Annotated in this window: 12 protein-coding genes; 1 reads left to right on the top strand and 11 read right to left on the bottom strand. The window is 65.1% G+C overall.

Features of this window, described 5'->3' with window-relative positions; genetic code table 11:
- Nucleotides 1-33 precede the first annotated feature (33 nt).
- The 3 genes from hydA to AmiPiv_RS17060 form a co-directional block, all read right to left on the bottom strand.
- On the bottom strand, nt 34-1,485 hold the full coding sequence (gene hydA / locus AmiPiv_RS17070) for a dihydropyrimidinase (RefSeq protein WP_340038688.1): 1,452 nt from the start codon (nt 1,483-1,485) through the stop codon (nt 34-36).
- Between the two features lie 151 nt (nt 1,486-1,636).
- The gene (locus tag AmiPiv_RS17065; protein WP_340038687.1) at nt 1,637-2,887 is read right to left on the bottom strand and encodes a Zn-dependent hydrolase; all 1,251 of its coding nucleotides are present in this window, start codon (nt 2,885-2,887) and stop codon (nt 1,637-1,639) included.
- A gap of 258 nt (nt 2,888-3,145) precedes the next feature.
- Nucleotides 3,146-4,474: an aspartate aminotransferase family protein gene (locus AmiPiv_RS17060; protein ID WP_340038686.1), complete on the bottom strand. Its 1,329-nt coding sequence runs from the start codon at nt 4,472-4,474 to the stop codon at nt 3,146-3,148.
- Nucleotides 4,475-4,713: 239 nt separating this feature from the next.
- Here AmiPiv_RS17060 and AmiPiv_RS17055 point away from each other — a divergent pair, with 239 nt between their 5' ends.
- The gene (locus AmiPiv_RS17055; RefSeq protein WP_340038685.1) at nt 4,714-5,346 is read left to right on the top strand and encodes a TetR family transcriptional regulator C-terminal domain-containing protein; all 633 of its coding nucleotides are present in this window, start codon (nt 4,714-4,716) and stop codon (nt 5,344-5,346) included.
- 13 nt (nt 5,347-5,359) lie between these two features.
- Here the strand turns inward: AmiPiv_RS17055 and AmiPiv_RS17050 are convergent, their stop codons facing one another.
- The 8 genes from AmiPiv_RS17050 to AmiPiv_RS17015 all read right to left on the bottom strand — a co-directional run bounded on the left by AmiPiv_RS17050 (nt 5,360) and on the right by AmiPiv_RS17015 (nt 16,245).
- Nucleotides 5,360-5,734, bottom strand: coding sequence for a DoxX family protein (locus AmiPiv_RS17050; RefSeq protein ID WP_340038684.1), 375 nt, complete (start codon nt 5,732-5,734; stop codon nt 5,360-5,362).
- A gap of 153 nt (nt 5,735-5,887) precedes the next feature.
- The gene (locus tag AmiPiv_RS17045; RefSeq protein WP_340038683.1) at nt 5,888-6,310 is read right to left on the bottom strand and encodes an AprI/Inh family metalloprotease inhibitor; all 423 of its coding nucleotides are present in this window, start codon (nt 6,308-6,310) and stop codon (nt 5,888-5,890) included.
- A gap of 9 nt (nt 6,311-6,319) precedes the next feature.
- Nucleotides 6,320-7,633 carry an NAD-dependent dihydropyrimidine dehydrogenase subunit PreA gene (gene preA, locus AmiPiv_RS17040; protein ID WP_340038682.1) on the bottom strand — a complete coding sequence of 438 codons (1,314 nt, stop codon included), beginning with the start codon at nt 7,631-7,633 and terminating at the stop codon, nt 6,320-6,322.
- Between the two features lie 11 nt (nt 7,634-7,644).
- Nucleotides 7,645-8,997, bottom strand: a complete 1,353-nt coding sequence (locus tag AmiPiv_RS17035) for an NAD(P)-dependent oxidoreductase (protein WP_340038681.1) — start codon at nt 8,995-8,997, stop codon at nt 7,645-7,647.
- A gap of 1,143 nt (nt 8,998-10,140) precedes the next feature.
- Nucleotides 10,141-12,276 (bottom strand): ABC transporter ATP-binding protein, encoded by a 2,136-nt coding sequence (locus AmiPiv_RS17030; RefSeq protein WP_340038680.1) that lies wholly within the window; start codon nt 12,274-12,276, stop codon nt 10,141-10,143.
- Nucleotides 12,277-12,287: 11 nt separating this feature from the next.
- Nucleotides 12,288-13,445, bottom strand: a complete 1,158-nt coding sequence (locus AmiPiv_RS17025) for an ABC transporter permease (RefSeq protein WP_340038679.1) — start codon at nt 13,443-13,445, stop codon at nt 12,288-12,290.
- Nucleotides 13,446-13,457: 12 nt separating this feature from the next.
- A complete protein-coding gene (locus tag AmiPiv_RS17020) occupies nt 13,458-14,492 on the bottom strand; it encodes an ABC transporter permease (protein WP_340038678.1) in 1,035 nt (344 codons plus the stop codon).
- 100 nt (nt 14,493-14,592) lie between these two features.
- A complete protein-coding gene (locus AmiPiv_RS17015; protein ID WP_340038677.1) occupies nt 14,593-16,245 on the bottom strand; it encodes an ABC transporter substrate-binding protein in 1,653 nt (550 codons plus the stop codon).
- Between the last annotated feature and the right edge of the window lie 73 nt (nt 16,246-16,318).

The raw sequence follows: 16,318 nt of genomic DNA, 5'->3' as shown, positions 1-16,318 counted from the left end.
ATCCTTTGAAGAAATGGCGCAACGGGTGGATGATCACACGCCCGTCGCCGGGATGCCGGTGCGCTCCACCTTGCGCGGCGCAGTGATCTCCTTCCACTGCGACAGCGCCCGGTTGACCGCCGCATGCGGCTCGCGGGCGACGAACTCGCCGTGGCCGGGATGCGCCTTGACCTCGTGTTCCTGGATCGCCAGTTCGCCGCGGGTGAAGACGAAGCGCGGCAGGCCCGTCACCTCGATGCCCTCGAAGACGTTGTAGTCGATCACCGACTGCTGGGTCTTGGACGAGATCGTCTTCTTGCGCTTGGGATCCCAGACGATGATGTCGGCATCCGCGCCTTCGACGATGGCGCCCTTCTTCGGGTACATGTTGAGGATCTTGGCGATGTTGGTCGAGGTCACCGCCACGAACTCGTTCATCGTCAGCCGGCCGGTGTTCACGCCCTTGGTCCACAAGACCGGCATGCGGTCCTCGAGGCCGCCGGTGCCGTTGGGGATCTTGGTGAAGTCGCCGACGCCGGTGCGCTTCTGCTGGGTGGTGAAAGAGCAATGGTCGGTCGCAACCACCTGCAACGAACCCGCCTGCAGGCCGGCCCACAGCGAATCCTGGTGCAGCTTGTTGCGGAACGGCGGGCTCATCACCCGGCGCGCGGCATGGTCCCAGTCCTTGTTGAAATATTCGGTCTCGTCGAGCACCAGGTGCTGGATCAGCGGCTCGCCAAAGACGCGCATGCCCTTCTGCCGGGCCCGGCGGATCGCCTCATGCGCCTGCTCGCAGGAGGTGTGCACCACGTAGAGCGGCGAGCCCACCATGTCGGCGATCATGATGGCGCGGTTGGTCGCCTCGCCTTCCACCTCGGGCGGGCGCGAATAGGCGTGCGCCTCCGGGCCGTTGTTGCCCTCGGCCATCAGCTTCTGCTGCAACTGCGCGACCACGTCGCCATTCTCGGCATGCACCAGGGGCAGCGCGCCGAGTTCGGCGCAGCGCCTGAACGACGCGTACATCTCGTCGTCGTCCACCATCAACGCGCCCTTGTAGGCCATGAAGTGCTTGAACGAGGTGATGCCCTTGTCGACGACCTCGGCCATCTCGTTGAACACCTGCTCGCCCCACCAGGTGATCGCCATGTGGAACGAGAAGTCGGAGCACGCCTTCGAGGTCTTGTTGTCCCACATCTGCAGCGCTTCGAGCAGCGACTGGCCGGGCGCGGGCAGGCAGAAATCGACCACCATCGTGGTGCCGCCGGAAAGGGCGGCGCGCGTGCCGCTCTCGAAATCGTCGGCCGAATAGGTGCCCATGAACGGCATTTCGAGATGCGTGTGCGGGTCGATGCCGCCAGGCATGATGTAGCAGCCGGTGGCATCGAACTCGTGGTCGGCATGCAGGTTCTCGCCGATGGCGACGATCTTGCCGTGCTGGATCAGCACGTCGGCCTTCCACGTCCGGTCGGCCGTGACGATGGTGCCGTTTCTGATGACTTTGGTCATTTTAGTTCCCCTTATTCGTGCCGCGCCTCTTTTGTGCGCTTTGGCATTGGTTCAGATCATGTACGGACAGGCACTCCGCGCAGGCCAAGCACAGGCAGCCCTTCCCCCACGGGGGAAAGGCCGTCCTGCGCGGCAATGTCGGTCCAGAAACTCACTCCACGATCTCCGCGGTCTCCACCACGGCGTGGAACAGCACGTCGCAGCCGGCCGCGGCCCATTCCGGATAGATCTCCTCGGCCTCGTTGTGGCTGAGGCCGTCGACACACGGACAAAACACCATCGCCGTCGGCGCCACGCGGTTGATCCAGCAGGCGTCGTGGCCGGCGCCCGAAACGATGTCGCGATGGCTGTAGCCCAGGCGATCAGCCGCATCGCGCACGGCCTTCACGCAGTCCTTGTCGAAGGCGACGGGGTCGAAATGCCCGACCTGCTCGACCTCGAAGGAGATATCCAGCGCCTCGCAGACGGTGGCGATGCCCTCGCGGATGCGCGCATCCATCGTGTCGAGCACCTCCTTCTCCGGCGAGCGGATGTCGATGGTGAAGACGGTGCGGCCGGCGATGATGTTGCGCGAGTTGGGATAGACCTCCATGTGGCCGACGGCGCCCACCGCATCGGGCTGGTAGTCCATGGCAATCTCGTGCACCAGCTCGGTCACGCGCGCCATGCCGAGGCCGGCATTGCGGCGCTTGGGCATCGGCGTCGAGCCGGTGTGGCTCTCGCGGCCCGTCAGCGTCACCTGCAGCCACTTCAGGCCCTGGCCGTGGGTGACCACGCCGATGTCGATGTCCTCGTCCTCGAGGATCGGCCCCTGCTCGATGTGAAGTTCGAAGAAGGCCTTCATCTTGCGGGCGCCGACCTTTTCCGCACCCTTCCAGCCGATGCGCTCGAGCTCGTCGCCGAAGCGCTTGCCGTGGGCGTCCTGGCGTGCACAGGCCCAGTCCTGCTCGAGCACGCCGGCGAACACGCCCGACGCCAGCATGGCCGGCGCGAAGCGGGTGCCCTCCTCGTTGGTCCAGTTGGTGACGACGATCGGGTGCTTGGTCTTGATGCCCAGGTCGTTGAGCGTGCGCATCACTTCGAGCCCGCCGAGCACGCCCAAAACGCCGTCGAACTTGCCGCCCGTCGGCTGGGTGTCGAGATGGCTGCCGACATAGACCGGCAAGGCTTCGGGATCGGTGCCCTCGCGGCGGGCGAACATGGTGCCCATCTCGTCGATGCCCATGTCGAGCCCCGCGGCGTCGCACCATTTCTTGAAAAGATGACGGCCCTCGCCGTCCTCGTCGGTCAGGGTCTGGCGATTGTTGCCGCCGGCGATGCCGGGGCCGATCTTCGCCATCTCCATCAGCGAATCCCACAAACGCTCTGAATTGATTCGCAGATTTTCGCCGGGGGCGGCCATCGCAAACGTCCTCTCATTTTCTTGTTCTGCCCGGAAACCCCAGCGGTTCCCGGCGCCGGATCTCCTTCGGTCGGCTTTCGCCTGGAACCCCACGCCTTCGGAACGGGGCCCCTGTCTTCGTCGGAGCGACACCCGCAGAGCACGGACGCCCTGCGGGTTCAAGCTCCAGAGCGTTGCGCGTCCATACGGACGCGGACAGACGCTCTGACGTCTTCAATCGCATCGCCGAAGACCGAACCCGATCTTCGGGCGAATGCGTCAGTCGATCATCCTCAGCACCTCGCGGACGTGGTCGATCAGCTCGTTGATCTGGCCCTTGGTGATGATCAGCGGCGGCGACAGCGCGATGATGTCGCCGGTCGTGCGGATCAGCGCGCCGCGCTCGAACGCCTTCACGAAGGCCGAGAAGGCGCGCTTGGTCGGCGCGCCGGCAATCGGCTGCAGCTCGATCGCGCCGATCAGGCCGATGTTGCGGATGTCGATGACATGCGGCTCGCCCTTGAGCGAATGCAGCGCCTCTTCCCAATAGGCGCCGATCTCGGCGCCGCGCGTGAGCAGTCCCTCGTCCTTGTAGGTGTCGAGGGTGGCGAGTGCTGCCGCCGAGGCGATCGGGTTGCCCGAATAGGTGTAGCCGTGGAAGAACTCGATCATGTGCTCGGGGCCGGTCATGAAGGCGTCGTGGATCTCCTTCTTCACGAACACCGCGCCCATCGGGATGACGCCGTTGGAGACGCCCTTGGCGGTGGTGATGATGTCGGGCGTAACGCCGAAATAGTCGGCCGCGAACGGCGTGCCGAGACGGCCGAAACCGGTGATGACTTCGTCGAAGATCAAAAGGATGCCGTGCTTGGTGCAGATATCGCGCAGCTTCTGCAGATAGCCCTTCGGCGGGATCAGCACGCCGGTGGAGCCGGCGACCGGCTCGACGATCACGGCGGCGATGGTCGAGGCGTCATGCAGGGTGACGATGCGCTCGAGCTCGTCGGCAAGCTCCGCGCCATGTTCCGGTTCGCCCTTGGTGAAGGCGTTCTTGGCCGGCAGGTGGGTGTGCGGCAGATGATCGACGCCGGTCAGCAGCGTGCCGAACATCTTGCGGTTGGTGACGATGCCACCCACCGAGATGCCGCCGAAATTGACGCCGTGATAGCCGCGTTCGCGGCCGATGAGGCGGGTACGCGAGCCCTCGCCCTTCACGCGGTGGTAGGCGAGCGCCATCTTCAGCGCGGTATCGACCGATTCCGAACCGGAATTGGTGAAGAACACATGGTCCATGCCCTTGGGCGCGATGTCGACGAGGCGGTTCGCCAGTTCGAAGACGATCGGATGCCCCATCTGGAAGGCGGGCGCGTAGTCGAGCTCGGCCGCCTGGCGCTGGATCGCCTCGGTGATCTTGGGCCGGCAGTGGCCGGCGTTGACGCACCAGAGACCCGCGGTGCCGTCGAGGATCTTGCGGCCGTCGCTGGCCGTGTAATGCATGTCCTTGGCCGCAACCATCATGCGCGGCGCCTGCTTGAACTGCCGGTTCGAGGTGAACGGCATCCAGAATGCGCTGAGATCGTTGGGCGTAACTTTTAGCCTGTCCGACATGACCAAGCTTTCCTTTCTTCCCCTGTTTCGGTACGGCCAACGCTTGGTCTTCGGTGCGTTTTCATGCTACGCAATTTTTTGACCGATTGGACAAACGTTAGCACCGCCGCATTGGCGGTCAAGGGATTACTACCGGAAATGCGGCTTCTGAGGCGCGCTCCACAGGTCGGCAAGAACTGGTCCAGCGGATTGGTCCAGATGCGATCGCTGTCCACCCTCGAATGCGGGACGTCATGACCATGGAAGGCTCGACATCGCGCGGCCGCACCCGCATCCAGAAGGAGAAGCGCGAGGTCATCCTCGAAGCGGCACTCGAGGTGTTTTCGGCCAACGGTTTCCGCGGCTCGACCATCGACCAGATCGCCGAGGCGGCGGGCATGTCCAAGCCCAACCTGCTCTATTACTTCCGCCGCAAGGAAGACATCCACGAGACGCTGATGCACCGGCTGCTCGACACTTGGCTGGCGCCGCTGAAGGAACTCGACAACATCGGCGACCCGATGACCGAGCTCAGGAGCTACATCCGCCGCAAGCTCGAGATGGCGCGCGACTATCCGCGCGAGAGCCGGCTGTTCGCCAACGAGATCCTGCAGGGCGCGCCGCGCATCATGCCGATGCTCGAGGGCGAGCTGAAAAGCCTGGTCGACGAGAAGGTCGAGGTCATCAAGGGCTGGATGCGGTCGGGCAAGATTGCGAAAACCGATCCCTGGCACTTGATCTTCGCCATCTGGGCGACGACCCAGCACTATGCCGATTTCGACGTCCAGGTCCGCGCCGTGCTCGGCCCGGACCGCGGCGGCGATGGCCGCTTCGAGGACGCCGCCCGGTTCCTCGAACAGCTTTTCCTCGAAGGGCTTAGGCCGAAAAGCTGAATCGGCTCCTCAGCTACTGGCTGCTTGCGATCACCAGCAGAAAACTGCCGGCAAGCGCCACGTTGCTGACCACGCCGTTGATCCGCGAGGCGCGGTCCGGTCCCTGATGGTCCCAGAAATTGTGGAACATCAGCGTCCCGGCCACCAGGAAGGCGATCAGTGCCGCAGCCGCATAGGCTGCCTGAAAGCCGATTGCCACCATCAGGCCGGCAAGGATCTGCAGCACGATGCCTGCCCAGAGCACCAGGCCCGCCTGCGGCACGCCGCGCGCCGTCATCATACCGGTGAGCAGCTTCGCGTTGGCTATGTTGCGCAAACCGGCAAAGACGAATGCCCCGCCGAGGAAGAAGCGCCCCATCAGGGCGAGCACCGAAAAGTCGTTTTCCATGACGAGGGTCCCATGCGCGGCCGCCGGCGGCCACTGACAAACTGTCGTTTTTGAAACGGATAAGGTCGAGCGAACTCAGGCTGCCCTGGCTTCGGTCACCGGGTGGATGGCGCGAAACGAGACGCTGAGGCGGTGCCAGGTGCGGCCCAAAGATCACTCCTTCGGAAGCTGCTCGATGGTGAAGATGCCGTCGATGTCCTGGACGGCGACATAGGTGACGTCGGGCACCTCGAAGCGCAGGCGCATCTGGCGGACGGCATCGACCAGGTCGATCGCCCAGCCCTCCTTGAGCCGCCATGCGGCGATCTCGTCCATGATCGGAAACACCTTGGCGCAGCCGGGGTCGACCTCGATCTCCGACCCGCCGATCACCGGCTCGCGCTTGAGCACGACCCGGCAACGCTTGTCACCGGCCTCGTTGCGAATCTCCCACGGTCGCCCGAGGAAATCCTCGACCTCGGCCTTGTCGAGCGTATCGAGATCGAGCGGCTTGAGGTCGTCAGCAAGAGCACCGCCGGCCGAGAGGCCGGCGGCAAGTGCCATGGCGAGACTGGAAAGACGCAGCCTTCGGCTCACCTGGCTCCCCTACTCCGCCGCCGCCTTGGCCATCGGGTTGTTGGGATGCGTCGTCCAGTTGGCGTAGGTCGGCGACACCGGCTTGCCGGTGCGCTTGTCCATGGCTCCAGCGGCGAGCGGCTCCATGGTGATGCAGCCCTCGACCGGGCAGACGTTGACGCAGAGATTGCAGCCGACGCATTCCTCCTCGATCACCTCGAAGTGGCGCGCGCCGTCGACCATGCTGGTGATCGCCTGGTGCGAGGTGTCCTCGCAGGCGATGTGGCAGCGGCCGCACTTGATGCAGGCATCCTGGTCGATATGCGCCTTGGCGACATAGTTGAGGTTGAGATACTGCCAGTCGGTGACGTTGGGCGTGGCGCGGCCGACGATGTCGTCGAGCGAGCGGTGGCCCTTCTCGTCCATCCAGTTCTCGAGGCCGGCGATCATCTCCTGCACGATCTTGAAGCCGTAGGTCATCGCCGCCGTGCAGACCTGCACGTTGCCGGCGCCGAGCGCCATGAATTCGGCCGCGTCGCGCCAGGTGGTGATGCCGCCGATGCCCGAAATGGGCAGGCCGCGCGTCTCGGGGTCCCTGGCGATCTCCGCCACCATGTTCATGGCGATCGGCTTCACCGCCGGGCCGCAATAGCCGCCGTGGCTGCCCTTGCCGTCGATGGTCGGCTGCGGCGCGAAGCTGTCGAGGTCGACGCCGGTGATCGAGTTGATGGTGTTGATCAGCGACACCGCGTCGGTGCCGCCCGACTTGGCCGCCCGCGCCGGCTTGCGGATGTCGGTGATGTTGGGCGTCAGCTTGGTGATGACGGGCATGCGCGTGTACTGCTTGCACCAGCGCACCACCATCTCGATATATTCGGGCACCTGGCCGACCGCCGAGCCCATGCCGCGCTCGCTCATGCCGTGCGGGCAGCCGAAGTTGAGCTCGATGCCGTCGGCGCCGGTTTCCTCGACCAGCGGCAGGATGGCCTTCCAGGCGTTTTCCTCGCACGGCACCATGATCGAGGCGACGAGCGCCCGATCCGGCCAGTTCATCTTGACCTGCTTCATCTCGCGCAAATTGGTCTGCAGGTCGCGGTCGGTGATCAGCTCGATGTTGTTGAGGCCGAGCAGGCGGCGGTCCGCCCCCCAGATCGCGCCGTAGCGCGGACCGTTGACGTTGACGACGGGCGGGCCTTCCTCGCCCAGCGTCTTCCAGACGACACCGCCCCAGCCCGCCTTGAAGGCGCGCTCGACGTTGTAGGCCTTGTCGGTGGGCGGCGCAGAGGCCAGCCAGAAGGGGTTGGGCGACTTGATGCCGACGAAGTTGTTGCGAATGTCTGCCATCTTAGCCTCCCTCAGCCGATCAGGGCGCGGTTGATGGATTCAGCCGCGTCGCGCCCTTGCGCCACGGCCGAAACGGTCAGGTCGTCGCCGCCGGCGATGCAGTCGCCGCCGGCCCAGACCTTGGCGAGCGAGGTGCGTCCTTCGCCATCGACCTTGATGCGGCCGCCTTCCATGGCGACCGACGGGCCGCTGCCGTTGAGCGCCGACGCCTCGAAGCTCTGGCCGATGGCCTTGAACACCTGGTCGGCGGCGAGCCGCACGGTCTCGCCGGTGCCCGCGAGCTTGTCGCCCTTCATGGCGGTATATTCGAGCTCGATGGCCGTGACCTTTCCGCCTTCAGCGACGACGGCCTTGGGCTGCAGCCAGTGGCGGATGACGACGCCGTTGGCGGCGGCCAGATCCTGCTCGAAGACGGAGGCGTTCATGTGCTCCTGGCCGCGGCGGTAGCAGATCGTCACCTCCTCGGCGCCGAGCAGCTTGGACTGGACGGCAGCATCGATCGCCGTCATGCCGCCGCCGATGACGACGACGCGACGACCGACCGGCAGGCTCGAGAGATCGCTCGCCTGGCGCAGCGTCGAGATGAAGTCGACGGCGTTGGCGACGCCGTCGGCGTCCTCGCCCTCGGCGCGCAGCGCGTTGACGCCCGCGAGGCCGAGACCCAGGAACACGGCGTCGTACGATGCGGTGAGGTCGGCGAGGTGGTAGTCGCGGCCGAGCGCCTTGCCGTTTTCCGTCTTGATGCCGCCGATTGCGGTGACGTAGTCGACCTCGGCCTGCGCGAAATCGTCGGTGCTCTTGTAGGCAGCGATACCGTATTCGTTGAGGCCGCCCGACTTGGGCCTGGCTTCCAGAATGGTCACGTCATGGCCGTGGCGGGCGAGCCGGTGGGCGGCGGCAAGCCCCGCGGGGCCGGCGCCGACGACGGCGACCTTCTTGCCGGTCGAGGCGGCGCGGCTGTAGAACTGCTTGCCCTCCTCCATCGCGACGTCGGTGGCGTAGCGCTGCAGGCGGCCGATCTGCACCGGCTTGCCCTCGGCGACCTCGCGGACGCAGACCTCCTCGCACAGCGTCTCGGTCGGGCAGACGCGGGCGCACATGCCGCCGAGGATGTTCTGGTCGAAGATGGTCTTTGCCGATCCGAGCGGATTGCCGGTCGCGATCTGGCGGATGAACATCGGGATGTCGATCGATGTCGGACATGCCTGCATGCACGGCGCGTCGTAGCAGAAATAGCAACGATCGGCCTCGACCAGCGCCTCGTGGTTGTCGAGCGGCGGGTGCAGGTCGGAGAAATTCTCGGCGTATTGAGCGGTGCCAAGGCGGCCGCCGACGATGCCTTCCTTGAAAAGACCTTCTGCCATTCCAGTTCCCCAGTTTTTATTGGTTTTGAGGAAGCGTAGCACTTTCTGTTTTTTTATCAATCGGTCAAATTTTTGGATAAGCAGCTGATTTCGCTGAAATAAAAGATGAATATTATAGTCAAGATTTGGCGATTCTGGTCTCAGCCTTCCCTAAGGAGAGCGAAGCGGTTGGCGAGACCTTCTCCCCTTGCGGGAGAAGGTGCCCCGAAGGGGCGGATGAGGGGTGCGCTGGGGGCGCATCTATTCACTGCCACGCTCGCTTTCGCGCCTGGCCATTGTCAAAGAACGCTCCCTTGCCGGGAGAAAGTTCGGGAAGCGGGGCGCGAGGCCGAGCCTTCCGATAGTTTGATACGTGGCGCGAACCGCGCGCCCCGCCCGGTGTCTGTCCCTCGGTCGGCCGGTCACAGGTCCGTCCCACGGTCTTTTCGTGGCCTGAACCCGCGGCTTCTCCGCACCGTCCGGCACCCGCCATTTGCGGCGCGCGCCGGACGACGCCGGCCTGTCGACGGGCCCTCGGAGCCACGGCTACCGCAGCCGTGGCGGGAGGTCACCGCCGCCCTTCCTGACACCCGGTGCGCACCAGGTCCCGACAAGGGCGATGGCACGAGAATACCGGAGGTTTTGGAGGGGGTGGAAAAACGGGAGAATTTCTCCACGCGGTCTGCTGACAGAGTTCCTGCCAAAACGAGGCGTGCGAGGAAGGCAGACCTTCTACGTCTTATTCCTTCCCACCCCCCTCTGTCCTGCCGGACATCTCCCCCACAAGGGGGGAGATTGGCTGTCGCCACGGCCTTTGCCAATCGCCACCGTTGCAAAAGCCACTCTTAGCAGCCGGAAACGGGCGAGACGCCGGAGCTGCCAATCTCCCCCCTTGTGGGGGAGATGGGCGGCAGCCCAGAGGGGGGTGGGAAGGAATGAGGCGGTCCTCAAGCGCGACCAGACGAAGGGCCGGCCCACACGAAAAAATCCCCGGCCCGTGGGAAAGGTTTCCACCCGCGAAGACAGATGTCACGGCATGGATCCTAGGGTCTCCGCGACGGCGCCAACGCGCCTGCTTCGCCCTGGGATGACGAATGCCGACGCCTCGTCAGGTTGCTGATCCTGACCGCGTGGAAACCACGACAGGTCCAGACCGATGGCCCCTCACGCCTCGGGCGTTATGTCGTGCGCGCCGGGGGCAGCGCCCTTGCCGAGGCTGATGACCGGCTCCATGGCGTCGAAGGCGCTTTGCGGCAGGTGGCACTTGATCTGGTGGCCGCCGCCCATGTCGCGCACCGGCGGCACCTCGCGCTCGCACAGATTGCCGGGCACCTGGGACTTGTAGCGGCAGCGGGTCTGGAACGGGCAGCCCGACGGCGGGTTCATCGCCGAGGGGATGTCGCCTTCCAGCACGATGTGCTTCTTGACCACGGAGGTGTCGGCGATCGGGATCGCCGAGAGCAAGGCCTCCGTATAGGGGTGGTAGGGCGGCGAGAAGATCTGGTCGGTCGTGCCCTGCTCGACGATGTGGCCGAGATACATGACCACCACGCGGTCGGCGATGTAGCGGACGACCGACAGGTCGTGGCTGATGAACAGCATCGTCGTCTTCGACTTGCGCTGGATGTCCATCAGAAGCTCGGTCACCGCCGCCTGGACGGAGACGTCGAGCGCCGAAACCGGCTCGTCGGCGACGACGACCCGGGCGTTGCCGGCGAAGGCGCGGGCGACGCCGATGCGCTGCTTCTGCCCGCCCGAGAGCTGGCGCGGCATGCGCTCGGCGAAAGGCCGCGGCAGCTTCACGAGGTCCAAGAGCTCCAGCATGCGCTGTTTGCGCTCGGCGGCGTTCCTGCCGACCTTGAACTTCTCCAACGTACGGATGATCTGCGAGCCGACCGAATGGCTGGGGTTCAGCGTGTCGAACGGGTTCTGGAACACCATCTGGATCGACGACACGGTCTCGACGTCGCGCGCCTCGATACCGGTCGACTGGATCTCCTTGTTGCCGAGCACCACCTTGCCGGAGCTCGCCGTCTCGAGACCAAGCAGCACTTTCGCGAGCGTGGACTTGCCGCAGCCCGACTCGCCGACGATGGCGACGGTCTCGGATTCGCGCGCCTCGAAGCTGATGGTCTCGTTGGCCTTGACCACCCTCCCCTCGCCGCCGCCGAACACCTCGTTGCCGCCGACGCGGTAGTATTTCTTGAGGTCGTCGATCTTGAGCACGGGCGTGCCCGGCTTGACCGGCTCCTGGGCTGCCTTGGCGCCGGGCGGCAGGGCCGCCCAGTCGATCTCGTTGAAGCGCACGCAGCGGCTGAAATGGCCGTCATGGCCGGCGACCGGGATCATCGGGATCTCGGCGGCGTTGCACAGCCCCTCGACGAAATGGTGGCAGCGCGGGCCGAAGTTGCAGCCCTTGGGCCGCTGGTGCGGCAAGGGCAGCTGGCCGGGGATGGCAACCAGCGGCCGCTCGTTCTTGTCGGCGCCGGGCAGCGGGATCGAGCGGAACAGCCCCTGCGTGTAGGGGTGGCGCATGCGGTCGAACACGTCCTTGATCGAGCCGGTCTCCACCGCCTCGCCCGAATACATGACGGTGATGCGGTCGCAGGTCTCGAGGATCAGGCCGAGATTGTGCGACACGAAGATCATCGACGTGCCGAACTGCTTGCCGAGCCCCTTGACCAGCTGGACGATGCCGGCTTCGACGGTAACGTCGAGCGCGGTGGTCGGCTCGTCGAGCAGGAGCAGCGCCGGCTTGGACAGGAGCGCCATGGCGATGACGATGCGCTGCTGCTGGCCGCCCGAAAGCTGGTGCGGGAACGAGCGCATCATGCGCTCGGGATCGGGCAGCTTGACCGCGCGCACCATGTCGAGCGCTCTGCTGTAGGCCTCCTCCTTCGACACCTTGTCGTGGATCAGCGGCACTTCCATCAGCTGCTTGCCGATCTTCATGGCCGGGTTGAGGCTCGCCATCGGCTCCTGGTAGATCATGGCGATCTTGTTGCCGCGCACGGCGCGCAGCTCGGCCTCGGACATCTCGCCCATGTCCTTGCCCTGGAACAGGATGCGCCCGCCGACGATCTTCCCGATGTTGGACAGGTCGCGCATGATGCCGAGCGAGACGGTGGACTTGCCGCAGCCGCTCTCGCCGACGATGCCCATGGCCTCGCCTGGCATGACGGTGCAGGAGAAATCCATCACCGCGGGGATCTCGCCGGCGCGGGTGAAGAAGGAGATCGACAGGTTCTCGATCTCGAGGATGGGTTCCCGGGCGGTGGCGTTTCTGACGGTCTCGTTCATGGGAGCCTCCATCAGTCCTTCATCGATTGTTCGCGCAGCGCATCGGCGAGCAGATTGAGGCCGAGCACGAAGGACATCAGCGCGATCGTCGGCGGCAATGCCGGGTGGATGAAAGAGCGCAGCAGGCGGCTGGCATCCTTGATCGCCGTGCCCCAGTCGGGGCTTTCGGGCGCCAGCCCGAGGCCGAAATAGCCGAGCGTGCCGAGCAGGATGGTGGTGTAGCCGATGCGCAGGCAGGCATCGACGATCAGCGGGCCGCGGGCGTTGGGCAAAATCTCCCACAGCATGATGTACCACGGGCTCTCGCCGCGGGTCTGGGCGGCGGCGACGTAGTCGCGCGTCTTGATGTCCATGGTGAGGCCACGGACGATACGGAACACGCCGGGGCTGGAGGCGAAGACGACGGCGACGAAGATGTTGAGCTGGTTAGGGTCGATCGAGACGATGCCGAGCGGGTCGGCGTCGAAGACCAGGCCGGCATAGACCCAGCCGCCGAGGACCAGGGTGAGACCGACCAGGAGGTAGAGCCGCTCCGGCCGCGCCTTGAAGCGCGTGTAGAACAGCGTGACGAAGAAGATGATCGGGAACAGGAAGAAGACGCCCGCCATGGCATAGGGGATCGGCGTGTCCATGATGCCGGGTGTCACCAGCAGGTAGAACAGCAGGATGACCGGGAAGGCCAGCACGAGGTTGGCCAGGAACGACAGGAACGCATCGATCCGCCCGCCATAGTAGCCCGCCGGCAGGCCGAGCGTAATGCCGACCATCAGCGCGAACGCAGTGGCGGCGGGCGCGATGATCAGCACGATCTGGCTGCCGAACACCATGCGCGAGAACACGTCGCGGGCGAGCTTGTCGCCGCCGAAGAGGTAGATCTGCTTCGACGTCGGCTCGATGGCGCCGGGCAGCGCGTCCTTCATCACCGGGATCTGGCTGAGCGGGTCGAAGGGCGCGATCCTGGTCGCGAAGATCGCCGTGAACATCCAGAACAGGCAGATGAACACGCCGGCAATGCCGACGCCCGAATCGAAGAGCTGGCCGTAGAGCCCGAGATGCTTGCGGAAGTTGAAGCTGGCGACGAGCACGATGGCGAGTGCTGCCCAGACCGGCCAGAACCGCGCCAGCACGCCGAGGAAGACCTGGAAGCCGCCGATATATTCGATCTGCATCAAGCGCGCTCCCTACTGAACCCGGATGCGTGGATTGAGATAGGCATAGCCTATGTCGGAGATCAGCTGGGTGATCAGCACGATGAACACCGACACCAGCGAACAGCCGAGCAGAAGGTCGATGTCGTTGTTGCCGGCGGCCTCGACCAGCGTGTAGCCGAAGCCCTGGTAGCGGAACATCACCTCGACGATGACGACGCCGGTGAGCAGCCACGGAAACTGCAGCATGATGACCGTGAACGGCGCGATCAGCGCGTTGCGCAGCGCGTGCCTGACCACCACCGCGCCGAAGCCGAGGCCCTTCAGCCGCGCGGTGCGGATATATTGCTGCGTCATCACCTCGACCATCGAGGCGCGCGTCATGCGGGCGATGTAGCCGATGCCGTAGATGGCGAGCGTCATCACCGGCAGGGTGAAGTTGTAGAAGGTGATGCCTTGGCTGGCGGAGGCCGCCGAGCCGTTGAGCCAGCCCAGCCACGAGGCGAAGACGACGGTGAAGATGACGCCCGAGACATATTCGGGCGTCGCCGTCGTGGCGATCGAGGCGACCGACAGCGTGCGGTCGGTGCGCGAGCCCTCGCGCATGCCGGCGAGGATGCCGATGAGCAGGGCGATCGGCACCATGGTCGCCAGCACCCAGAACATCAGGATGCCGGTGGAGCCGAGTGCCGGGAACAGCTTGGTCGCGACCGGGGTCTTGAACTTGGTCGAGCAGCCGAAATCGCCCTGCAGGATGCCGGAATAGGTCGGCTCCGCCGGTTCGTTGCAGAAGCGGAAGCGCGGCACCGCCTGGCCGGTGGCCGGGTCGACGTTGGGCTGCTTCTGGACGACGCCGAGCCACTGGCCGTAGCGGACGAAGAAGTTCTGGCGGTAGCCGTTGCGCTGCAGCCAGCTTTCGAGCTGGTCGGCGGTGGTGCGCATCTCGGTCTGGCTGATCGCGAGCTTCTTGAGATTGGGCTCGAGGTTGATCAGGAAGAACACCACGAGCGTCAGGCACAACATGGTGAGTGCCATCGTGCCCAGCCGGCGCATGATGAAAGATAGCATGTGCGTCCCCTGCCTTTGCGGGTTTGGGGTCCGGTGCGTCAGACCGCTCGCGACGGAAGGGAGGGGTGTCGGGCACCCCTCCCCGGCTCGTGGCCTGAGGTCATGCCTCCTCGAGCCAGACCTTGCCGTAGTCGGCCTCGAAGGTCGGGTGCATGCCGTGGTTCTTCACCGCCGCCACCGAGTGGTTGTAGAGCTTGCGCCAGAACGGCTGGATGATGATGCCGGAGTCCTGCAGGATCTGTTCGATGTCCTTCATCATCTCGCGACGCTTGTCGGCGTCGGCCACCGCGAGCGCCGCGTTGAGCTTGGCGTCCCAGTCCGGGTTGGACCAGGCGGTCTCGTTCCAGGCCTCGCCGGTGCGGTAGGCGAGCGCCAGAACCTGCACGCCGAGCGGGCGCATGTTCCAGTTGGTCATCGAGAACGGATACTTGGTCCAGTCGTTCCAGAAGGTCGAGCCCGGCAGCACCGTGCGCTTGACCTTGATGCCGGCCTCGCGCAGCTGGGCGGCGATGGCGTCGCCGGTGTTCTTGTGCCAGTCCTCGTCGACGGTGATGAGCTCGTGCTCGAAGTCGGCCTGGCCGGCCTCCTCCATCATCTTCTTGGCCGCCGCCATGTCGCGGACCTGCTTGGGCAGCTCGAAATATTCCGGATGGATGCGGGCGACGTGGTGGTTCTCCGCCGCCTCGCCGGCATTGCCATAGCCGAGCTGCAGAACGACCGAATTGTCGACCGCCTTGTGCAGCGCCTGGCGCACCTTCTGGTCGTCATAGGGCTTGTTGGCGACGTTGGTGCGCGCCACGATCGTCGCCGCGGTCACGACCTCCGACTTCACCAGGCCGAGATCGTCGAGGATCTTGACGTAGTCGGCCGAGGTTTCGAAGTTGGTGTGGACCTCGCCGGACTCGAAGGCGCTGACCATGGCGGCCGGGTCGGTGCCGTAGTCGATCATCTCGATGCCGTCGAGATAGACCTCGCCGTTCCACCACTTGTTGTCCTCGCGGCGCTTGTAGACCACCTTCTGGCCGACGTCGTAGGAGACGAGCTCGAACGGGCCGGTGCCGATCGGGCAGGACTTGAAGTCACCGCCCTTCTCGTCGAACGTCTTGTGCACCACCAGGCCGGGATAGTCGCACAGGTTCGGGATGATCGAGATGTCGGACTTGGTCAGCTTGAGCTTGACCGTCTTGTCGTCGACCTTTTCGACCGCACCCTCGCGCAGCTTGCCGGTCTTGTCGTCGAACAGCGTGCCCAGGCGGCCGGGCATCGAGTTGCCCTCGGCGCTCTTGTCGGCCCAGCGGGTGAAATTGAAGATCACGTCGTCGGCGGTGAACGGGTCGCCGTTGTTCCAGGTCACGCCCGGACGCACGTGCAGGACGTATTCGGTGGCGTCGTCGTTCACTTCCCAGCTCTCGAGCAGGTAGGGCTCGAAAGTGTACTTGGCGGTGTACTTGACCAGCGGCTCGAGCGCCTGGCGCTCGGCGTTGGCGATCTCGGACCAGTCGGCCTTGCGCGGGTCCTTGGGGTCCTTGATCCACTGCGCGACCTTGAGGACGCCGCCCTTCTTGGCTTCCTGCGCCCGCGCCTCTGTCGGCGCGGCAAGGCCGATCATGCCATAGGCCATGGCGGCGGAGGCACCGAAGGTGCTTGCCATCGCGAGAAACTCGCGGCGGTCCATTTTGCCGTCGATGACGTCCCGCGCCAGCTCACGGATGTGGCCGGGGACAAGATCAGAGTTGCTTTTGTAGAATGCCATTTGCTTCTCCCATTGTATTGGCCTGTTGGCTACCATTCCGCATCCAACTGCCGTTGTCAAAAACGGGTGGATG

Source organism: Aminobacter sp. Piv2-1 (assembly GCF_037625995.1).
GTDB lineage: Bacteria > Pseudomonadota > Alphaproteobacteria > Rhizobiales > Rhizobiaceae > Aminobacter.
This window is presented reverse-complemented; position numbering and strand designations above follow the sequence as displayed.